This window comes from Oceanicola granulosus HTCC2516 (genome assembly GCF_000153305.1).
GTDB lineage: Bacteria > Pseudomonadota > Alphaproteobacteria > Rhodobacterales > Rhodobacteraceae > Oceanicola > Oceanicola granulosus.
In genome coordinates this window covers 572,745-589,446 of the sequence record NZ_CH724108.1, presented here as the reverse complement: position 1 = coordinate 589,446, position 16,702 = coordinate 572,745, and the positions used below count along the sequence as shown (strand labels likewise).

Annotated in this window: 15 protein-coding genes; 12 read left to right on the top strand and 3 right to left on the bottom strand. The window is 71.1% G+C overall.

Features of this window, described 5'->3' with window-relative positions; all coding sequences use genetic code 11:
- On the top strand, window positions 1-384 hold a 384-nt coding region (locus OG2516_RS14955), incomplete at its 5' end, for an exodeoxyribonuclease VII large subunit (RefSeq protein ID WP_007256548.1).
- A gap of 74 nt (window positions 385-458) precedes the next feature.
- On the opposite strand, the gene topA is transcribed toward OG2516_RS14955, so the two are convergent.
- The 3 genes from topA to tldD form a co-directional block, all read right to left on the bottom strand.
- On the bottom strand, window positions 459-3,071 hold the full coding sequence (gene topA / locus OG2516_RS14950; RefSeq protein WP_007256547.1) for a type I DNA topoisomerase: 2,613 nt from the start codon (window positions 3,069-3,071) through the stop codon (window positions 459-461).
- Window positions 3,072-3,187: 116 nt separating this feature from the next.
- Entirely contained in the window at window positions 3,188-4,339 is a 1,152-nt protein-coding gene (dprA, locus tag OG2516_RS14945; RefSeq protein ID WP_083788614.1) for a DNA-processing protein DprA, read from the bottom strand.
- Between the two features lie 82 nt (window positions 4,340-4,421).
- Window positions 4,422-5,843 carry a metalloprotease TldD gene (tldD, locus tag OG2516_RS14940; protein WP_007256545.1) on the bottom strand — a complete coding sequence of 474 codons (1,422 nt, stop codon included), beginning with the start codon at window positions 5,841-5,843 and terminating at the stop codon, window positions 4,422-4,424.
- A gap of 185 nt (window positions 5,844-6,028) precedes the next feature.
- Between tldD and coxB the strand changes: the two genes are divergently transcribed.
- From coxB to OG2516_RS14885, 11 genes are all read left to right on the top strand, one after another.
- A complete protein-coding gene (coxB, locus tag OG2516_RS14935; protein ID WP_007256543.1) occupies window positions 6,029-6,889 on the top strand; it encodes a cytochrome c oxidase subunit II in 861 nt (286 codons plus the stop codon).
- 55 nt (window positions 6,890-6,944) lie between these two features.
- A complete protein-coding gene (cyoE, locus tag OG2516_RS14930) occupies window positions 6,945-7,877 on the top strand; it encodes a heme o synthase (protein WP_007256542.1) in 933 nt (310 codons plus the stop codon).
- Entirely contained in the window at window positions 7,877-8,083 is a 207-nt protein-coding gene (locus OG2516_RS14925; protein ID WP_007256541.1) for a hypothetical protein, read from the top strand. Before cyoE ends, OG2516_RS14925 begins: the two co-directional genes overlap by 1 nt.
- A complete protein-coding gene (locus tag OG2516_RS14920) occupies window positions 8,080-8,685 on the top strand; it encodes a cytochrome c oxidase assembly protein (protein WP_007256540.1) in 606 nt (201 codons plus the stop codon). Before OG2516_RS14925 ends, OG2516_RS14920 begins: the two co-directional genes overlap by 4 nt.
- Window positions 8,686-8,689: 4 nt before the next feature.
- Complete coding sequence (locus OG2516_RS14915) at window positions 8,690-9,490, top strand: cytochrome c oxidase subunit 3 (RefSeq protein ID WP_007256539.1); 801 nt, start codon at window positions 8,690-8,692, stop codon at window positions 9,488-9,490.
- 95 nt (window positions 9,491-9,585) lie between these two features.
- Complete coding sequence (locus OG2516_RS14910; protein WP_007256538.1) at window positions 9,586-10,245, top strand: SURF1 family protein; 660 nt, start codon at window positions 9,586-9,588, stop codon at window positions 10,243-10,245.
- Window positions 10,245-11,636: a threonine synthase gene (gene thrC / locus OG2516_RS14905; protein ID WP_007256537.1), complete on the top strand. Its 1,392-nt coding sequence runs from the start codon at window positions 10,245-10,247 to the stop codon at window positions 11,634-11,636. The genes OG2516_RS14910 and thrC overlap by 1 nt, the downstream gene beginning before the upstream one ends.
- Window positions 11,633-12,898 (top strand): M16 family metallopeptidase, encoded by a 1,266-nt coding sequence (locus OG2516_RS14900; protein ID WP_007256536.1) that lies wholly within the window; start codon window positions 11,633-11,635, stop codon window positions 12,896-12,898. The genes thrC and OG2516_RS14900 overlap by 4 nt, the downstream gene beginning before the upstream one ends.
- Window positions 12,898-13,479, top strand: a complete 582-nt coding sequence (locus OG2516_RS14895) for a GNAT family N-acetyltransferase (RefSeq protein ID WP_007256535.1) — start codon at window positions 12,898-12,900, stop codon at window positions 13,477-13,479. The genes OG2516_RS14900 and OG2516_RS14895 overlap by 1 nt, the downstream gene beginning before the upstream one ends.
- Window position 13,480: 1 nt before the next feature.
- Window positions 13,481-14,905: an FAD-binding oxidoreductase gene (locus OG2516_RS14890; protein WP_007256534.1), complete on the top strand. Its 1,425-nt coding sequence runs from the start codon at window positions 13,481-13,483 to the stop codon at window positions 14,903-14,905.
- A 250-nt stretch (window positions 14,906-15,155) separates the two neighbouring features.
- Window positions 15,156-16,702 (top strand): SulP family inorganic anion transporter (locus OG2516_RS14885; RefSeq protein ID WP_007256533.1); only part of this gene is annotated, 1,547 nt, incomplete at its 3' end.

Genomic DNA, 16,702 nt, shown 5'->3' with positions numbered 1-16,702 from the left:
GCCGCAATGCGCGAGCGGCGGCGGAAACTCGACGAGCTTAGCCTCTCCTTAACCCGACTCGGGCAGGCTGACCTGGTGGCGCGGAAGGACCGGCTGGCGGCGCTGGACCGGCTGCGCGAGACGCTCGGCTACCGTGCCACCTTGCGGCGCGGCTATGCCGTGGTGCGTGGCGATGGCGACGTGGTGACGAGCGCGGCGGCGGCGCGGGCGGCGCGGGCGCTGGAGATTGAGTTTGCCGACGGGCGGATGGTGCCCGGCGGCGGCGGCGGCGGCGCGGGCGGTGGTGCGGCTGGCGCCGTGCCCGGCGGCGCCGCGCCGGGCGCCTCGGGGCGGGCGCGGACGCGGCGCAAGGAGGCGCCGCCGGAGCAGGGCGACCTGTTCTAGGGGCCGGCCCGCGCGCCGCCGGGTTTTGGGCCGGCTCTCCCCGCAGTGCCGGGCTGAAGCCCGGCCTACGGTCGTCAGGCCTTCTTGGCCGGCGCCTTCTTCGCGGCCGGCTTCTTGGCGGCGCTCGTCTTGCTCGCCGTCTTCTTCGCGGCCGTCTTCTTCGCCGCGGGCTTCTTGGCAGCCGCCTTCCTGGCCGGCTTCTTCTTGCCCGCCTTCGCCGCGATCAGCTCCACGGCCTGGTCCATGGTGATGCTCTCGGGCGTCGTGTCCTTCGGGAGCGTAGCGTTGACCTTGCCCCACTTCACGTAGGGCCCGTAGCGCCCCTCCATGACGTTGACCGGGCCGCCCTCGCCCGGGTGCTCGCCGAGCTCCTTGAGCGCCTTGGCGGCGGTGCGGCCCCGGCCCGGATTGGCCCGCTTCTCGGCGAGCAGCTCGACGGCGCGATTCATGCCGATCTCGAAGACGTCGTCCGGGTCCTTGAGGTTGGCGTAGACCGGCTTGGCCTCGTCGGGCTTCTGGTGGATGAGGAACGGGCCGAAGCGGCCGAAATTGGCCTTGATCGGCTGGCCGTCCTCGGGATGCAGGCCGACCTCGCGGGGCAGCGACAACAGCCGCAGCGCCTTCTCGAGGTCCATCGCGTCGGGCGCCCAGCCCTTGGGCAGCGACGCGCGGGGCGGCTTCTTGTTGTCTTCCGTCACCTCGCCGCGCTGCACGTATGGCCCGAAGCGGCCGGTGCGCAGGCTGATCTCGTCGCCGTCGTCGACGCCGAGCACCCGGTCTTCCGACTGTTCCTCGCCGCCGATGGGCCGGGTGTAGCGGCACTCGGGGTAGCGCGAGCAGCCGACGAAGCCGCCGGTGCGCGACGTCTTCAGGTGCAGCCGGCCCTCCTTGCAGAGCGGGCATTCGCGCGGGTCGGTCCCGTCCTCGCGCGGCGGGTAGAGCTGGGGGGCGAGGGCGTCGTCGAGCACGTCGAGCACCTCGGTGATGCGCAGCTCCGACGTCTCCTCGATGGCGCGGTGGAAATCGCGCCAGAAGCTCGCCAGCAGGTCCTTGTAGTCGCGCTCGCCGGCGGAGACGTCGTCGAGGCTCTCCTCGAGCTTGGCGGTGAACTCGTAGCCGACATACTGGCGGAAGAAGTTGAGCAGGAAGATCGTCACGATCCGGCCCTTGTCCTCGGGGAACAGCCGGTTGCCCTCCTTGCGAACGTACTCGCGGTCCTGGATCGTCGACAGCACGCTGGCATAGGTCGAGGGGCGGCCGATGCCGAGCTCTTCCATCTTCTTGACCAGCGTCGCCTCGGTGTAGCGCGGCGGCGGCTGGGTGAAGTGCTGCTCGGGCGTGACCTCGCGCTTCTCCGCCGGCTCGCCCTCGGCGAGCTGGGGCAGACGCTTGCCGTCGTCCTCGTCGCCGGAGGTGTCGTCGCGGCCCTCCTCGTAGACGGCGAGGAAGCCGTCGAACAGCACCACCTGGCCGGTGGCGCGCAGGCCGACCTGGCCGTCGGCGCTGGCGATGTCGACGCTGGTCCGCTCGAAGCGGGCGGCGGCCATCTGCGAGGCGATGGTGCGCTTGTAGATCAGGTCGTACAGGCGGCGCTGGTCGGAGTCGGTGAGGCCGAGCTTGTCCGCCGACATCATCATGTCGGTCGGGCGGATACACTCGTGCGCCTCCTGCGCGTTCTTGGCCTTGTTCTTGTAGATGCGCGGGTTGTCGGGGAGGAACTCCTTGCCGAACTTGGCCGCGATGGCGTCGCGCGCGGCGCTCACGGCCTCGGGGGCCATGTCGATGCCGTCGGTGCGCATGTAGGTGATGTGGCCGGCCTCGTAGAGCCGCTGGGCGGCGTTCATGCAGGCGCGCGCGCCCATGGAGAACTTGCGGCTGGCCTCCTGCTGCAGGGTCGAGGTCATGAACGGCGGCGCGGGGTTGCGGCCGGCGGGCTTGGCCTCGACGGAGACGATCTTGAGGTCGCGCGAGGTGACGGCCTGCACGGCGAGCTCGGCGGCGGTGGAATCCTTGAGGTCGAACTTGTCGAGCTTCTTGCCGGCCAGCGTGGTCAGGCGGGCCTCGTAGGTCTGGCCGCGCGGGGAGGCGAGAAGCGCCTTGACGGTCCAGTATTCCTGCGCGCGGAACGCCTCGATCTCCATCTCGCGCTCGACGACGAGGCGCAGGCAGACCGACTGCACCCGCCCCGCGGAGCGCGCGCCGGGCAGCTTGCGCCAAAGCACGGGCGAGAGGTTGAAGCCGACGAGGTAGTCGAGGGCGCGGCGGGCGAGGTAGGCCTCGACGAGCGGCGCGTCGATGTCGCGCGGGTTGGCCATCGCCTCGGTGACGGCCTTCTTGGTGATCGCGTTGAAGGTGACGCGGCTGACGGCGGTGTCCTTCTTGATCGAGCGGCGCTTGGTCAGGGCTTCCTGCAGGTGCCACGAGATCGCCTCGCCCTCGCGGTCGGGGTCGGTGGCGAGGATCAGGGCGTTGTCGGCCTTCAGCGCCTCGGCGATCGCGCGGACGTGTTTCTGGCTGTCGCCGGCGACCTCCCATTTCATCTCGAAATCATGCTCGGGATCGACGGAGCCGTCCTTCGGGGGGAGATCGCGGACATGGCCGTAGGAGGCCAGCACGGTGTAGTCGGATCCCAGATACTTGTTGATTGTCTTGGCCTTGGCCGGGGACTCGACGACGACGACGGGCATGGAGACTCCTTTGTGCAACGCCTCGGGGCGTAGGCGGCGCAACATGTGGGAGGGGGCGAGGAATTGTCAATGCGTCGGCAGAGGGGGGCGTCGGCGGGTTGTTTCCTGCCCGATCGTCAATGCGAGCGGCTGAGCAATCCTCCGGGCTGGCGGGTGACGGCACCGTCGAGCTCGAGCTCGGTGAGGGCGGGGGCGAGAGCGGTGGCGGTGACGGCGAGATCGCGGATCAGCTGGTCTTCGGCGAGGGGCGAGGGGCCGAGCTTCTCGAGGATGCGGCGGTGCAGCTCGGCCATCGTGGCGGCGGGGCGGACGGCCGGCGGCGGTGGGTCGGGCGCGACGAGGGGCAGGTCGGGCTGGCGCGGCGCTTCGGGGGCGGCGGGGCCGATCACCTCGAGGATATCGTCGGCGGAGCGCACGAGGGTGGCGCCGTCGCGGATCAGGCTGCAGCAGCCCGCGGCGCGGCCGTCGAGCGGGTGGCCGGGCACGGCGAGCACCTCGCGCCCCTGGTCGAGGGCGGTGCGCGCGGTGATGAGCGTGCCCGAGCGCGCCGCCGCCTCGACGACGACGACGGCGCGCGCGAGGCCGGAGACGAGCCGGTTGCGCGCCGGGAAGTGGCGCGCCTGGGGCTGGAGGCCGGGGCGCTGCTCGGACAGCAGGACGCCCTGCGCGGCGATGTCGCGCGCGAGGCCGGCGTTCTCGGGCGGGTAGATGACGTCGATGCCGCCGGCGAGCACGGCGGCGGTGCCGCTGGTCAGCGCGCCGTGGTGGGCGGCGGTGTCGACCCCGCGGGCGAGGCCGGAGGCGACGACGTAGCCCGCGGCGCCGAGGTCGATGGCGAGGCGGCGGGCCATGCGGGTGCCCAGCGAGGAGGCGTTGCGGGCGCCGACCACGGCGACCATCGGCCGCGCCAGCAGGGCGGACTGGCCGTGCACCCACAGCAGCGGCGGCGCGTCGGCCAGGGCGGCGAGCGCGGCGGGGTAGGCGGGCTCGCCCAGGAAGACGAGCTGTGCCTTGGCGCGGCGGCCGTCGCGCAGCTCCGCCTCAGCGTCGGCGGGCGAACAGGGACTGTAGCGCTCCAGCCCGGCGGCGCGGGCGAGCGCGGGCAGCTCCTCGAGCGCGGCGGCGGCGGTGCCGCACTCGGCGAGGAGCCGGTGATAGGTGGCGATCCCAACGCGGCGGGAACGCAACAGACGGAGACGGGCAAGCCGATCTTCTTCCGTGGTGGGTGGGAGTGGGGGGTGAGTGGAAGTGTGAACATCACCGGCCATTCCGAACTCCGCCTGCTACGAGTCCGACATTAGCGGCCGGAAGTTAACAGGCGGTGAACGGCCCCAACTTTCTTCGCCCCGCTCAAGCCCCGGCGCCGCCCACCGTCAGCCCGCCGATCAGCAGCGAAGGCTGGCCGACGCCGACCGGCACCCACTGGCCGTTCTTGCCGCAATTGCCGATGCCCGGGTCGAGGGCGAGGTCGTTGCCGATGCCGCGGATCTTCTGCAGCGCCGTCGCGCCGTCGCCGATCAGAGTCGCGCCCTTCACCGGCGCGCCCACCTTGCCGTCCTTCACGCGGTAGGCCTCGGTGCAGGAAAACACGAACTTGCCGTTGGTGATGTCGACCTGCCCGCCGCCGAAGCCGACGGCGTAGAGCCCGTCCTTCATGCCGGTGAGCAGGTCGGCCGGGGTGGCGTCGCCGGCGAGCATGTAGGTGTTGGTCATCCGCGTCATCGGGATGTGGGCGTAGCTCTCGCGCCGCCCGTTGCCCGTCGGCTCGACGCCCATCAGCCGGGCGCTCTGGCGGTCCTGCATGTAGCCGACGAGCACGCCGTCCTCGATCAGCGTGGTGGCCGAGGACGGCGTGCCCTCGTCGTCGACGGTGATCGAGCCGCGGCGGTCGGGCAGGGTGCCGTCGTCGAGCACGGTGACGCCCGGCGCGGCGATGCGCTGGCCCATCAGGCCGGCGAAGGCGGAGGTGCCCTTGCGGTTGAAGTCGCCCTCGAGTCCGTGGCCGATCGCCTCGTGCAGCAGGATGCCGGGCCAGCCGGGGCCGAGCACCACGTCCATCACGCCGGCCGGGGCGGGCTCGGCCTCGAGGTTGACCAGCGCGATGCGCAGCGCCTCGCGGGCGGTGGCCTTCCAGAAGCCGGGGTCGATCAGCCCGAGCAGGCCGGTGCGCCCGCCGGCGCCGTGGTAGCCGCTCTCGCGGCGGCCGTCCTGCTCGACATGGACCATCACGTTGAGCCGCGCCATCGGGCGGACGTCGGTGACGAGATCGCCCTCGGGCCGCAGGATCACCACTTCCTGGTGCGAGGCGGCGAGGGTTGCCGTGACCTGCACGACCCGGGGATCGAGGTCGCGGGCGAAGGCGTCGATCTCGCGCAGCAGCGCCACCTTGCCGGGGAAGGCGGCGTCGAGCATCGGGTCGGCGTCGGTATAGAGCGTGCGGTTGGTGCGGGCCGGGGCGGGGGCCATCGTGCCGCCGCCCTCGCCCACGGCGAGGCGGGTGGTGGCGACGGCGCGGCGCAGGGCGTGCTCGTCGATGGTGGTGGCGTGGGCGTAGCCCGCCGCCTCGCCGCGGACCGCGCGCAGCCCGAAGCCCTCGGCGGCGTCGTAACTGGCGGTGCGCAGTCGGCCGTCGTCGAACGACAGCACCTCGGAGCGGCGGCGCTCGAGGAACAGCTCGCCGTCGTCGGCGCCGGCGGTGGCCTCGCGCACGAGGCCGAGCGCGGTCTGCTGGTCGAGCTGGGTCTCGAACGGACGGAACGGGGCGTCGGCCATGGCGGGTCTCCGGTGTCGGGTGGGGCGGTCGGCGGGCCGGGAAGGGGCAGTTTGCCGCAACAGACCTTCTTGAGTGTCGCGGCACGATATGGGAAACCCCACGCCGGATACAACGGGATTCCGGGCCATGCCCCGGCGTCCGCGGCGCGCCGCCACCGGCGCGGCATGTGAAAGCAGGGTAGCACATGAAGATGACGAGCATTGCCAACCGGGTCCTTGCGGCGGCGGCCCTCTCCACGTTCGGCGCGGCCGCGTCGGCGCAGGTCGACCTCGGCGACCTCGAGATCATCGGCGCGCCCTTCCAGGGCGGACTCAGCTGGCAGCCGGCGGCGACCGAGCTCGCCAGCCAGATCCACTGGCTCGACAACATGCTGCTGGTCATCATCAGCGCCATCACGCTGCTGGTCATCGGCCTTCTGGCCTGGGTCGCGCTGCGCTACAACGCGCGCGTCAACAAGACCCCGGCGACCTTTACCCACAACTCGCCGCTCGAGGTGGCCTGGACGATCGTGCCGATCATCATCCTCGTCTTCATCGGGGCGTTCTCGCTGCCGGTCCTGTTCAACCAGCAGGAAATCCCCGAGGGCGACGTCCACATCAAGGTGACCGGCAACAAGTGGTTCTGGTCCTACGAGTACCCGGACGACGCGATCTTCTTCGACAGCTACATGATCGGCTACGGCGAGGGGAACCTCAACGAGGGCATCATCGCCCAGCTCGAGGAAGCCGGCTACTCGGAGAGCGAGTTCCGCCTCGCGACCGACAACGCCGTCGTCGTCCCGGTCGGCGCGACCGTGGTGATGGACGTCACCGGCGCCGACGTCATCCACTCCTGGACGATCCCGGCCTTCGGCGTGAAGCAGGACGCGGTGCCCGGCCGCCTGGCGCAGCTGTGGTTCGCCGCCGAACACGAGGGCATCTACTTCGGCCAGTGCTCCGAGCTCTGCGGCAAGGATCACGCCTACATGCCGATCACGGTCAAGGTGGTGAGCCCCGAGGCCTACGAGGACTGGATCGCCTACGCCCAGGAAGAATTCCCCGCCTGATCCGCGCGGGGCAGGGGCCGGCCCGTCGAGGTCCGCCTTGTCGAGAAGGAAGAGCATGACCGATCTGAGCGCTCAGGACGCGACCTTCGAGCCGGGGCTGGGCGACTACTTCGCCCTGCTCAAACCCCGGGTCATGTCGCTCGTGGTGTTCACCGCCCTCGTCGGGCTGGTGGTCGCCCCGGTGCCCGTGCATCCCTTCGTCGCCTTCGTCGCGATCCTGTGCATCGCCGTGGGCGGCGGCGCGTCGGGGGCGCTCAACATGTGGTGGGACGCCGACATCGACGCCCGGATGCGCCGCACCGCGAGCCGGCCGATCCCGGCGGGCCGGGTCCAGCCGGGCGAGGCGCTCGCCCTCGGGCTGGCGCTGTCGGGCTTCTCGGTGGTGCTGCTGGGGCTCGCGTCGAACTTCTGGGCCGCCGGCGCGCTCGCCTTCACGATCTTCTTCTACGCCGTCGTCTACACGATGTGGCTCAAGCGCTCGACGCCGCAGAACATCGTCATCGGCGGCGCCGCCGGGGCCTTCCCGCCGCTGGTCGGCTGGATGGTGGCGACGGGCGGCATGGCGCTCGAGCCGTGGCTGATGGTGGCGCTGGTCTTCATGTGGACGCCGCCGCACTTCTGGGCGCTGGCGCTGTTCGTGCGCTCCGATTACGGCAACGCCGGCGTGCCGATGCTGACCGAGACCCACGGCCGCCCGGCGACGCGCAAGCACATCCTGGCCTACACGATCCTGCTGGCCCCGGTCGCGATCGGCCTCGGCTTCACCTCGATCGGCGGCCCGCTCTACCTCGCCGCCGCGCTGATCCTCAACGCGCGCTTCCTGCTGGGCGCCGTGCGCATCGCGCGCCGCGACGACGCCGCGGCCGAGGCCGACGGCTACGCGGCCGAGAAGGGCTTCTTCAAGCAGTCGCTCTACTACCTGTTCCTGCATTTCGGCGCGCTGCTCGCCGAGGCGGCGCTCGCGCCGGTCGGGCTGGGAGGCTGGTGATGGCGATAGAGAAGGTCGAGCACGAGCTTCACGGGCGCCGCCGGGGACGCAACCTCGGGGTCGGCCTGCTGTTGCTCGGGCTGGTGGCGATCGTGTTCGGGCTGACGGTGGTGAAGGTGCTCAACCTCGGCGACGTGCGCGAGATGGAGCGCTTCGACCACGTCGCGCGCCCGGCGCTCGAGCGTGCCGCGGAGGACGGGCAATGAGGCGGTGGTGGCGCTCGCTCGACGGCTCCGGCCGTACCGCGCTGTCGATGGTGGGCGTGGTGCTGGTGATGGGCTCGCTGGCCTGGGCCTCCGTCCCGTTCTACTCGTGGTTCTGCCGCGTCACCGGCTTCGGCGGCGCAACCGACGTCGCGACGACGGCGAGCGACGTGGTGCTCGACGAGACGATCAAAGTCCGCTTCGACGCCAGCCTCGGCGCCGGGATGCCCTGGACCTTCAAGCCGGTCGAGCGCGAGATGGAGATCCGGATCGGCGAGACCGGCCTGGCCTTCTACGAGGCGCACAACCCGACCGACCGGCCCGTCGCCGGGCAGGCCTCCTACAACGTCGCCCCCTACGCGGCGGGCGGATTCTTCGACAAGATCGACTGCTTCTGCTTCACCGAGCAGGTGTTGCAGCCGGGCGAGACCGTCGAGATGCCGGTGAGCTTCTACGTCGATCCGGCCATTGTCGACGACCGCGAAGGACAGTACGTCCATACCATCACGCTGAGCTACACGTTCTACGAGATCGACCTGCCGCAAGAGACCCTTGAACAGGCCGCGCTCGCCACCGAGACCCAGGGACTGCCACAGGAAAATTGACGCCATGGCGCACGAGAAGAACCACGATTACCACATCCTGAGCCCGTCCATCTGGCCCTTCGCCGGGTCGGTGTCGGCCTTCGTGATGCTGTTCGGCGCCGTCGTCTGGATGCACGGCAGCGGCCCCTACGCCTTCATCCTCGGCTTCGTCGGGGTGCTCTACACCATGTACGCCTGGTGGTCGGAGACCATCGCCGAGAACCAGGCCGGCGATCACACGCCGGTGGTGCGGATCGGGCTGCGGCTCGGCTTCATCCTGTTCATCATGTCCGAGGTGATGTTCTTCGCGGTGTGGTTCTGGAACTTCTTCAAGAACGCCATGTACCCGATGGGCCCCGAGAGCCCGCGCGTCGACGGCCAGTGGCCGCCCGCCGGCATCGAGACCTTCGACCCCTGGCACCTGCCGCTGATCAACACGCTGATCCTGCTCTGCTCCGGCGCCGCCGCCACCTGGGCGCACCACGCGCTGGTGCACGAGAACAACCGGCAGGACATCAAGTACGGCCTGTGGCTGGCGATCGCGCTCGGCGTCGTGTTCACCTTCTTCCAGGCCTACGAGTACACCCACGCCGCCTTCGGCTTCTCGGGCAACATCTACGGCGCGACCTTCTTCATGGCGACGGGTTTCCACGGGGTCCACGTCATCATCGGGACGATCTTCCTCGCCGTCTGCCTCGCCCGCGTCTATGCCGGCCACTTCACCCCGACCAACCATGTCGGGTTCGAGGCCGCCGCCTGGTACTGGCACTTCGTCGACGTGGTCTGGCTGTTCCTCTTCGTCGCCGTCTACGTCTGGGGCGGCTGAGCCACCGGCGGGGCCGCCCGCCGCGGCCCTGACAGGACAACTCGGCGCGCGGGGCCTCCCGCGCGCCGTTTCACTTCCCGAGGAGGCCCCGGCCGATGCGCTTCGTCTTTCCGCTCCTGCTCGGCCTCGCCGGCTGCGCCGTGCTGATCGGCCTCGGCCTGTGGCAGGTGCAGCGGCTCGAGTGGAAGACCGCGATCCTCGCCGACATCGACAGCCGCATCGGCGCCGCGCCCGTCGCCGTGCCCGCCGCGCCCGACCCGGTGGAGGACCGCTTCCTGCCGGTGCGCGCCAGCGGCGAGATCGCCGGGCCCGGCCTGCGGGTGCTGACCTCGCCCGAGGGGCTGTCGGCGGGCTACCGGCGCATCGTGCCCTTCGAGACCGACGGCCGCCGCCTGCTGCTCGACGCGGGCTGGGTGCCGCTCGACGATCCGGCGCCGCTGGAGGGCGCCGCGCTCGAGCTGGTGGGCAACCTGCACTGGCCCGACGAGACCGACAGCTTCACCCCGGCACCCGAGGGCGACCTCTGGTTCGTGCGCGACGTCGCCGCGATGGCCGAGGCGCTCGACACCGAGCCCGTCCTGATCGTGCTGCGCGAGCCCGACCGCGACCTCGGCACCGTGCCGCTGCCGCTCGACTCGGCCGGCATCGCCAACGACCACCTCGAATACGCGATCACCTGGTTCCTTTTGGCCCTCGTCTGGGCGGGCATGACAGGGTATCTGATCGTCCGGACCATGCGGCGCAGGGAGGGTTGATGCAGTACGTCTCGACACGAGGGAGCGCCCCGGCGCTCGGGTTCGAAGAGACCATGATGACCGGTCTCGCCCGCGACGGGGGGCTCTACGTGCCCGCCGAGGTGCCGACGATGACGTCCGAGGAGATCGCGTCGCTGGCGGGGCTCTCCTACGAGGAGATCGCGTTCCGCGTGATCCGTCCGTTCGTCGCCGACGCCTTCGAGGCCGACGAGCTGCGCGGCCTGATCAAGACCGCCTACGCCGGCTTCGACCACCCGGCCCGCGCGCCGCTCAAGCAGCTGGCGGCGAACGGCTTCCTGCTCGAGCTGTTCCACGGGCCGACGCTGGCGTTCAAGGACTTCGCGATGCAGCTGATCGGCCAGCTCATGCAGGCCGCGCTGGCGCGCTCGGGCGCGCGGATCACCATCGTCGGCGCCACCTCCGGCGATACCGGCTCGGCCGCCATCGAGGCGTTCCGCGGGCTCGACAACGTCGACGTGTTCATCCTCTACCCCCACGGCCGCGTCTCCGAGGTGCAGCGCCGGCAGATGACGACGCCGAGCGAGGACAACGTCCACGCGCTCGCGCTTCACGGCCACTTCGACGATTGCCAGGCGCGGCTGAAGGACATGTTCAACGACCACGCCTTCCGCGACGAGGTGCGGCTGGCCGGGGTCAACTCGATCAACTGGGCCCGGGTGCTGGCGCAGGTGGTCTACTACTTCTCCGCCGCCACCAGCCTCGGCGCGCCGCACCGGCCCGTCGACTTCACCGTGCCGACGGGCAATTTCGGCGACATCTTCGCCGGCCACGTCGCCCGCCGCATGGGGCTGCCGGTGGGTCGGCTGATCGCGGCGACCAACCAGAACGACGTGGTCAACCGCGCGCTGACGACGGGGGAGTACCGCACCAGCGAGGTCACCCCCTCGATCAGCCCGTCGATGGACATCCAGGTGTCCTCCAACTTCGAGCGCGCGCTGTTCGACGCCTACGGCCGCGACGGCGCCGCGGTGGCGCAGCTGATGGACGAGCTGCGCGGCCAGGGCGGCTTCGCGATCAGCCAGGGCGCGCGCGAGTCGCTCGCCGAGTCGTTCGGCAGCGGCATGGCCGACGAGGCGGCGACGCTGGCGCGCATCAGGGCCACCCGCGACGCGACGGGCGAGCTGGTCTGCCCCCACACCGCCGTCGGGCTCGAGGTCGCCGACGCCGCCGAGCGCGCCGAGGCGCCGATGGTGACGCTGGCGACGGCGCACCCGGCGAAGTTCCCCGACGCCGTCGAGCAGGCCACCGGACTGCGCCCGCCCCTTCCATCCCGCATGGCCGACCTGTATGACCGCGCCGAGCGGGTCGCCGAGGTGGAGAACGACCTCGCCGCCCTCCAGACGCTGATCAGGGACCGCATCTCCAAGTGACCGTGAAGACCCACACCCTCCCGAACGGCTTCCGCATCGTGACCGAGCTGATGCCGAGCATGAAGTCCGCCGCCCTCGGGATCTGGGTCAATGCGGGCGGCCGCCACGAGCGGGCCGACCAGAACGGGATCGCCCACTTCCTCGAGCACATGGCCTTCAAGGGCACCAAGCGGCGCAGCGCGCTGCAGATCGCCGAGGAGATCGAGGACGTGGGCGGCTACATCAACGCCTACACCAGCCGCGAGATGACGGCCTACTACGCCCGCGTGCTCGAGGAGGACGTCGATCTCGGGCTCGACCTGATCTCCGACATCCTGCTCAACCCGGTCTTCGACGAGCGCGAGATCGAGGTGGAGCGCGGCGTGATCCTGCAGGAGATCGGCCAGAGCCACGACACGCCCGACGACGTGGTCTTCGACTGGCTGCAGGAGGTCGCCTATCCGGACCAACCCATGGGCCGCTCGATCCTCGGCCTGCCCGAGCGGGTACAGGGCTTCGGGCGCGACGACCTGACGAGCTTCGTCGGCGAGCATTACGGGCCGGGGCAGATGATCCTCGCCGCCGCCGGCGCGGTCGACCACGACCACCTCGTGCGGCTCGCCGAAGACCTCTTCGGCCACCTGAAGCCGGTCAACCTCACCTTCCAGACCGAGCCCGCCCGCTTCGGCGGCGGCGAGCGGCGGGTGAAGAAGCGGCTCGAGCAGGTCCACTTCGCCCTCGCCCTCGACGGCCCCGACTACCGCGACCCCGAGATCTACACCGCCCAGGTCTACGCCACCGCGCTCGGCGGCGGCATGTCCTCGCGGCTGTTCCAGGAGCTGCGCGAGAACCGCGGGCTCTGCTACACGATCTTCGCCCAGGCCGGCGCCTACGCCGATGCCGGGATGACGACCATCTACGCCGGCACCGCCGCCGACCAGATCGAGTCGTTCGCCCACCTGACCATCGACGAGATGAAGCGCGCAGCCGACGACCTCAGCGACGCCGAGATCGCCCGCGCCCGGGCGCAGATGAAGGCGGGGATGCTGATGGGCCTCGAGAGCCCGTCGAACCGCGCCGAGCGGCTGGCGCGGATGATCTCGATCTGGGGCCGCGTGCCGACCATCGACGAGACGGTCGAGCGCATCGACGCCGTCGGCCGCGACGACGTCCGCGCCTTCGGGGCGAAGATGGCGGGGCAGGCGGGCACCGCGATGGCGATCTATGGCCCCATCGAGCGCGCCCCCACGCTCCAGGCCCTGCGCGAGCGCCTCGCCGCCTGATGCTGCGGGGCCGCCGCAAGATCCGGCTCGAGACCGAGCGGCTCACCCTGCGGCCGCCGCAACATGCGGACTTCCACGCCTGGACCGGCCTGCGCCGCGACAGCGCCGACTTCCTCAAGCCGTGGGAGCCGACCTGGTCGGAGGACCACCTCACCCGCAAGGCCTTCACCAACCGGGTCTACTGGGCGCAGCGCGCGATCGCCTCGGGCAGCGAGATCCCGCTGTTCCTGATCCGCCGCCAGGACCAGTGCCTGCTCGGCGCGATCACGCTGTCCAACATCCGCCGCGGCCCCGCCCAGGCCGGCACCACCGGCTACTGGATCGGCCAGCCCTACGCCCGGCAGGGCTACATGCGCGAGGCGATCCGGGCGGTGGTGCACCACGCCTTCCACGTGCTCGACCTGAGCCGCATCGAGGCCGGCTGCCTGCCGGAGAACACGCCCTCGCGCTCGCTGCTCGAGAGCTGCGGCTACAAGTACGAGGGGGTGGCGCAGAGCTACCTGCAGATCAACGGCCGCTGGCGCAACCACGTGCTCTACGCCAACCTGCGAAGCGACCGCCGCGGCCGCTCGGAGACCTGACATGCCCCTGACCTCCGTATCCGACGCCGTCCTCGCGCCGCTGCGCGAGGCCCTGCCGGCGGCCGCCTTCCGCGAGACCACCGACAGCTACCTCACCGAGCCGCGCGGCCGCTACCGGGGGCGGGGGACGGTCATCGCGCCCGGCTCGACGGAGGAGGTCGCCGCCGTGGTGCGCGCCTGCGCCGCCGCCTCGGTGCCGGTCGTGCCCTATGGCGGCGGGACGGGGCTGGTCGGCGGGCAGGTGATGAGCGGCGACGTCGCACCGGTGATCCTGTCGCTCGAGCGGATGACGCGGGTGCGCGGCCTCTGGCCGGACGAGGGGGTGATCGAGGTCGACGCTGGCTGCATCCTCGCCGACGTGCAGGCCGCCGCCGCCGACGCGGGGCGGCTGTTCCCGCTCTCGCTCGCCTCCGAGGGCTCGGCGCGGCTCGGCGGGCTGCTGGCAACGAACGCTGGCGGGCTCAACGTGCTGCGCTACGGCAATGCGCGCGCCCAGTGCCTCGGGCTGGAGGCGGTGCTCGCCGACGGGACCGTCTGGAACGGGCTGAGCCGGCTGCGCAAGGACAACACCGGCTACGACCTGCGCGACCTGCTGATCGGCTCGGAAGGGACGCTCGGGATCATCACCGCCGCCAGCCTGCGCCTCATGCCGCGCCCCGCCGCCGAGGGCGTGGCGATCCTCGCCGTCGAGTCGCCCGCCGCGGCGCTGTCGCTGCTGGCGCTGGCGCAGGCGCGCGTGGGGGAGGCGCTCTCGGCGTTCGAGCTGATCCACCGGCAGGGGCCGGATTTCCTCGCCGAGGTCGGCCCCGAGGTGCGGATGCCGTTCGCCGGGATGCCGGAATGGATGGTGCTCGTCGAGGTGGGCCTGCCCGCCGGCCTGTCGCCCGCCGACGCACTCGAGGCGCTGTTCGCCGACGCGCTCGAGGCGGGGCTGAGCGATGACGGGGTCATCGCCCAGTCCGAGGCGCAGCGGGCAGAATTCTGGGCGCTGCGCGAGGCGATCCCCGAGGCCAACCGGCGCATCGGCTCGATCTCCTCGCACGACATCTCGGTGCCGCTCTCGGAGGTGCCGGCCTTCATCCGAGCCGGCGCCGAGCGCCTCGCGCCGCTGGGCGACATCCGCATCAACTGCTTCGGCCATCTCGGCGACGGCAACCTGCACTACAACGCATTCCCCGCGCGCGGGCGCAGCCGCGACGAGTACGCCGACATCCGCGAGACGGTGAAGCGCACGGTCCATGACCTCGCCCACGAACTCGGCGGCTCGGTCAGCGCCGAGCACGGGATCGGCCGGCTCAAGGTCGGTGACCTCGCCCGCTACGGCGATCCGGCCAAGCTGGCGATGATGCGGGCGATCAAGCACGCGCTCGATCCGGCGGGGATCCTGAACCCGGGCGCGATGCTGGGCGCGTTAACCGCTTCTTAACCAACGGGCGGTAGGACGGGGGCACGGATCGTGCTCGTGAGTCCCCCGCGGCACGCACCCCGCCCTCGGTCCCGCTCCGGCGGGCCGGTCCAAAACGGACCGGGGCGGGGTGTTTCGGCGTGGATGCCGTGACATCCGGTGGCGATCATGTCACAGCCGCAGGGCCGCCATGCGCGGCGCGGTGGTGCACTCGCGGCCTCGATGGCCTATCAGCCACCGGTTCACACGATACATCGACGATGGAGAGACCATGGCCCGGGCTATCTTTGCCGCCTTCGGCGACGCGATCAGGGGCAACGTCGCGCCGCCCACGCTCAGCGGCGGGCAGGTGCGCACCGAGATCCTGTCCGGCCTGACGGTCGCGCTCGCGCTGGTGCCCGAGGCGGTGGCCTTCGCCTTCGTCGCCGGGGTGCACCCGCTCGTCGGGCTCTACGCGGCCTTCATCGTCGGCCTGATCACCGCTCTCTTCGGCGGCCGGCCGGGCATGATCTCGGGCGCCACCGGGGCGCTCGCCGTCGTGATGGTCAGCCTCGTGTCGCAGCACGGGGTGGAGTACCTGTTCGCCACCGTGGTGCTGATGGGGCTGATCCAGATCGTCGTCGGGTTGCTGCGATGGGGCAAGTTCATCCGCCTCGTGCCGCATCCGGTGATGCTCGGCTTCGTCAACGGGCTCGCCATCGTCATCTTCCTCGCGCAGCTGACCCAGTTCCGCGTGCCGGGCACCGCCGAGGTCTCCGGGCACGGCATGTCGGGCGGCGAGTGGCTCTCGGGCTGGCCGCTCTACCTGATGCTCGGCCTCGTTGCGCTGACCATGGCGATCATCTGGGCCACCCCCAGAATCACCCGCGCCATCCCCGCGCCGCTCGCCGGGATCGGGATCGTGGCGCTGATCGTCATCGTCTTCGGCCTCGACGTGCCCCGCGTCGGTGACATGGCCTCCATCGAGGGCGGTCTGCCGTCGTTCCACCTGCCGCAGGTCCCGCTGACCTGGGAGACCTTCGAGATCATTCTGCCCTATGCCGTCATCCTCGCGGCGATCGGGCTGATCGAGAGCCTGCTGACCCTCAACCTCGTGGGCGAGATCACCGGCAAGCGCGGCGGCGCGAGCCGCGAGTGCCTGGCGCAGGGCGCGGCCAACACCGTCACCGGCGTCTTCGGCGGCATGGGCGGCTGCGCGATGATCGGCCAGTCGATGATCAACGTGAATTCCGGCGGGCGGACCCGGCTGGCGGGCACCTGTGCGGCCGTGTTCCTCCTCCTCTTCATCCTCGTGGGCTCGCCCATCATCGAGCAGATCCCGCTCGCCGCGCTCGTCGGCGTCATGTTCATGGTGGTGATCGGCACCTTCGCCTGGAACTCGCTCAAGATCCTCACCAAGGTGCCGCGCGCGGATGCGTTCGTCACCGTGCTCGTCACCATCGTCACCGTCGCCACCGACCTCGCGACGGCCGTCGTCGTCGGCGTCATCGTCTCGGCGCTCACCTACGCCTGGCAGAACGCCACCCGCATCCGCGCCACCACCGAGACCGAGGGCGACGCCAAGGTCTACAAGGTGCACGGGCCGCTGTTCTTCGGCTCCTCCGACGGATTCGCCGAGATGTTCTCGCCCGAGTCGGATCCCGAGCGGGTGATCGTCGACTTCGCCGCCAGCCGCGTCGTCGACCAGTCGGCGCTGCAGGCGATCGAGGCCGTCGCCGCCCGCTACGAGGGCGCGGGCAAGCGGCTCCAGCTGCGCCACCTCAGCCACGATTGCCACCGCCTGCTGGCGAAGGCCGGGCACCTCGTCGTCGACAGCGA

Coding starts and splice junctions, on each gene's coding strand:
- topA (WP_007256547.1), bottom strand. CDS start 3,071: ATGCCCGTCGTCGTCGTCGAGTCCCCGGCCAAGGCCAAGACAATCAAC.
- dprA (WP_083788614.1), bottom strand. CDS start 4,339: ATGGCCGGTGATGTTCACACTTCCACTCACCCCCCACTCCCACCCACC.
- tldD (WP_007256545.1), bottom strand. CDS start 5,843: ATGGCCGACGCCCCGTTCCGTCCGTTCGAGACCCAGCTCGACCAGCAG.
- coxB (WP_007256543.1), top strand. CDS start 6,029: ATGAAGATGACGAGCATTGCCAACCGGGTCCTTGCGGCGGCGGCCCTC.
- cyoE (WP_007256542.1), top strand. CDS start 6,945: ATGACCGATCTGAGCGCTCAGGACGCGACCTTCGAGCCGGGGCTGGGC.
- OG2516_RS14925 (WP_007256541.1), top strand. CDS start 7,877: ATGGCGATAGAGAAGGTCGAGCACGAGCTTCACGGGCGCCGCCGGGGA.
- OG2516_RS14920 (WP_007256540.1), top strand. CDS start 8,080: ATGAGGCGGTGGTGGCGCTCGCTCGACGGCTCCGGCCGTACCGCGCTG.
- OG2516_RS14915 (WP_007256539.1), top strand. CDS start 8,690: ATGGCGCACGAGAAGAACCACGATTACCACATCCTGAGCCCGTCCATC.
- OG2516_RS14910 (WP_007256538.1), top strand. CDS start 9,586: ATGCGCTTCGTCTTTCCGCTCCTGCTCGGCCTCGCCGGCTGCGCCGTG.
- thrC (WP_007256537.1), top strand. CDS start 10,245: ATGCAGTACGTCTCGACACGAGGGAGCGCCCCGGCGCTCGGGTTCGAA.
- OG2516_RS14895 (WP_007256535.1), top strand. CDS start 12,898: ATGCTGCGGGGCCGCCGCAAGATCCGGCTCGAGACCGAGCGGCTCACC.
- OG2516_RS14890 (WP_007256534.1), top strand. CDS start 13,481: ATGCCCCTGACCTCCGTATCCGACGCCGTCCTCGCGCCGCTGCGCGAG.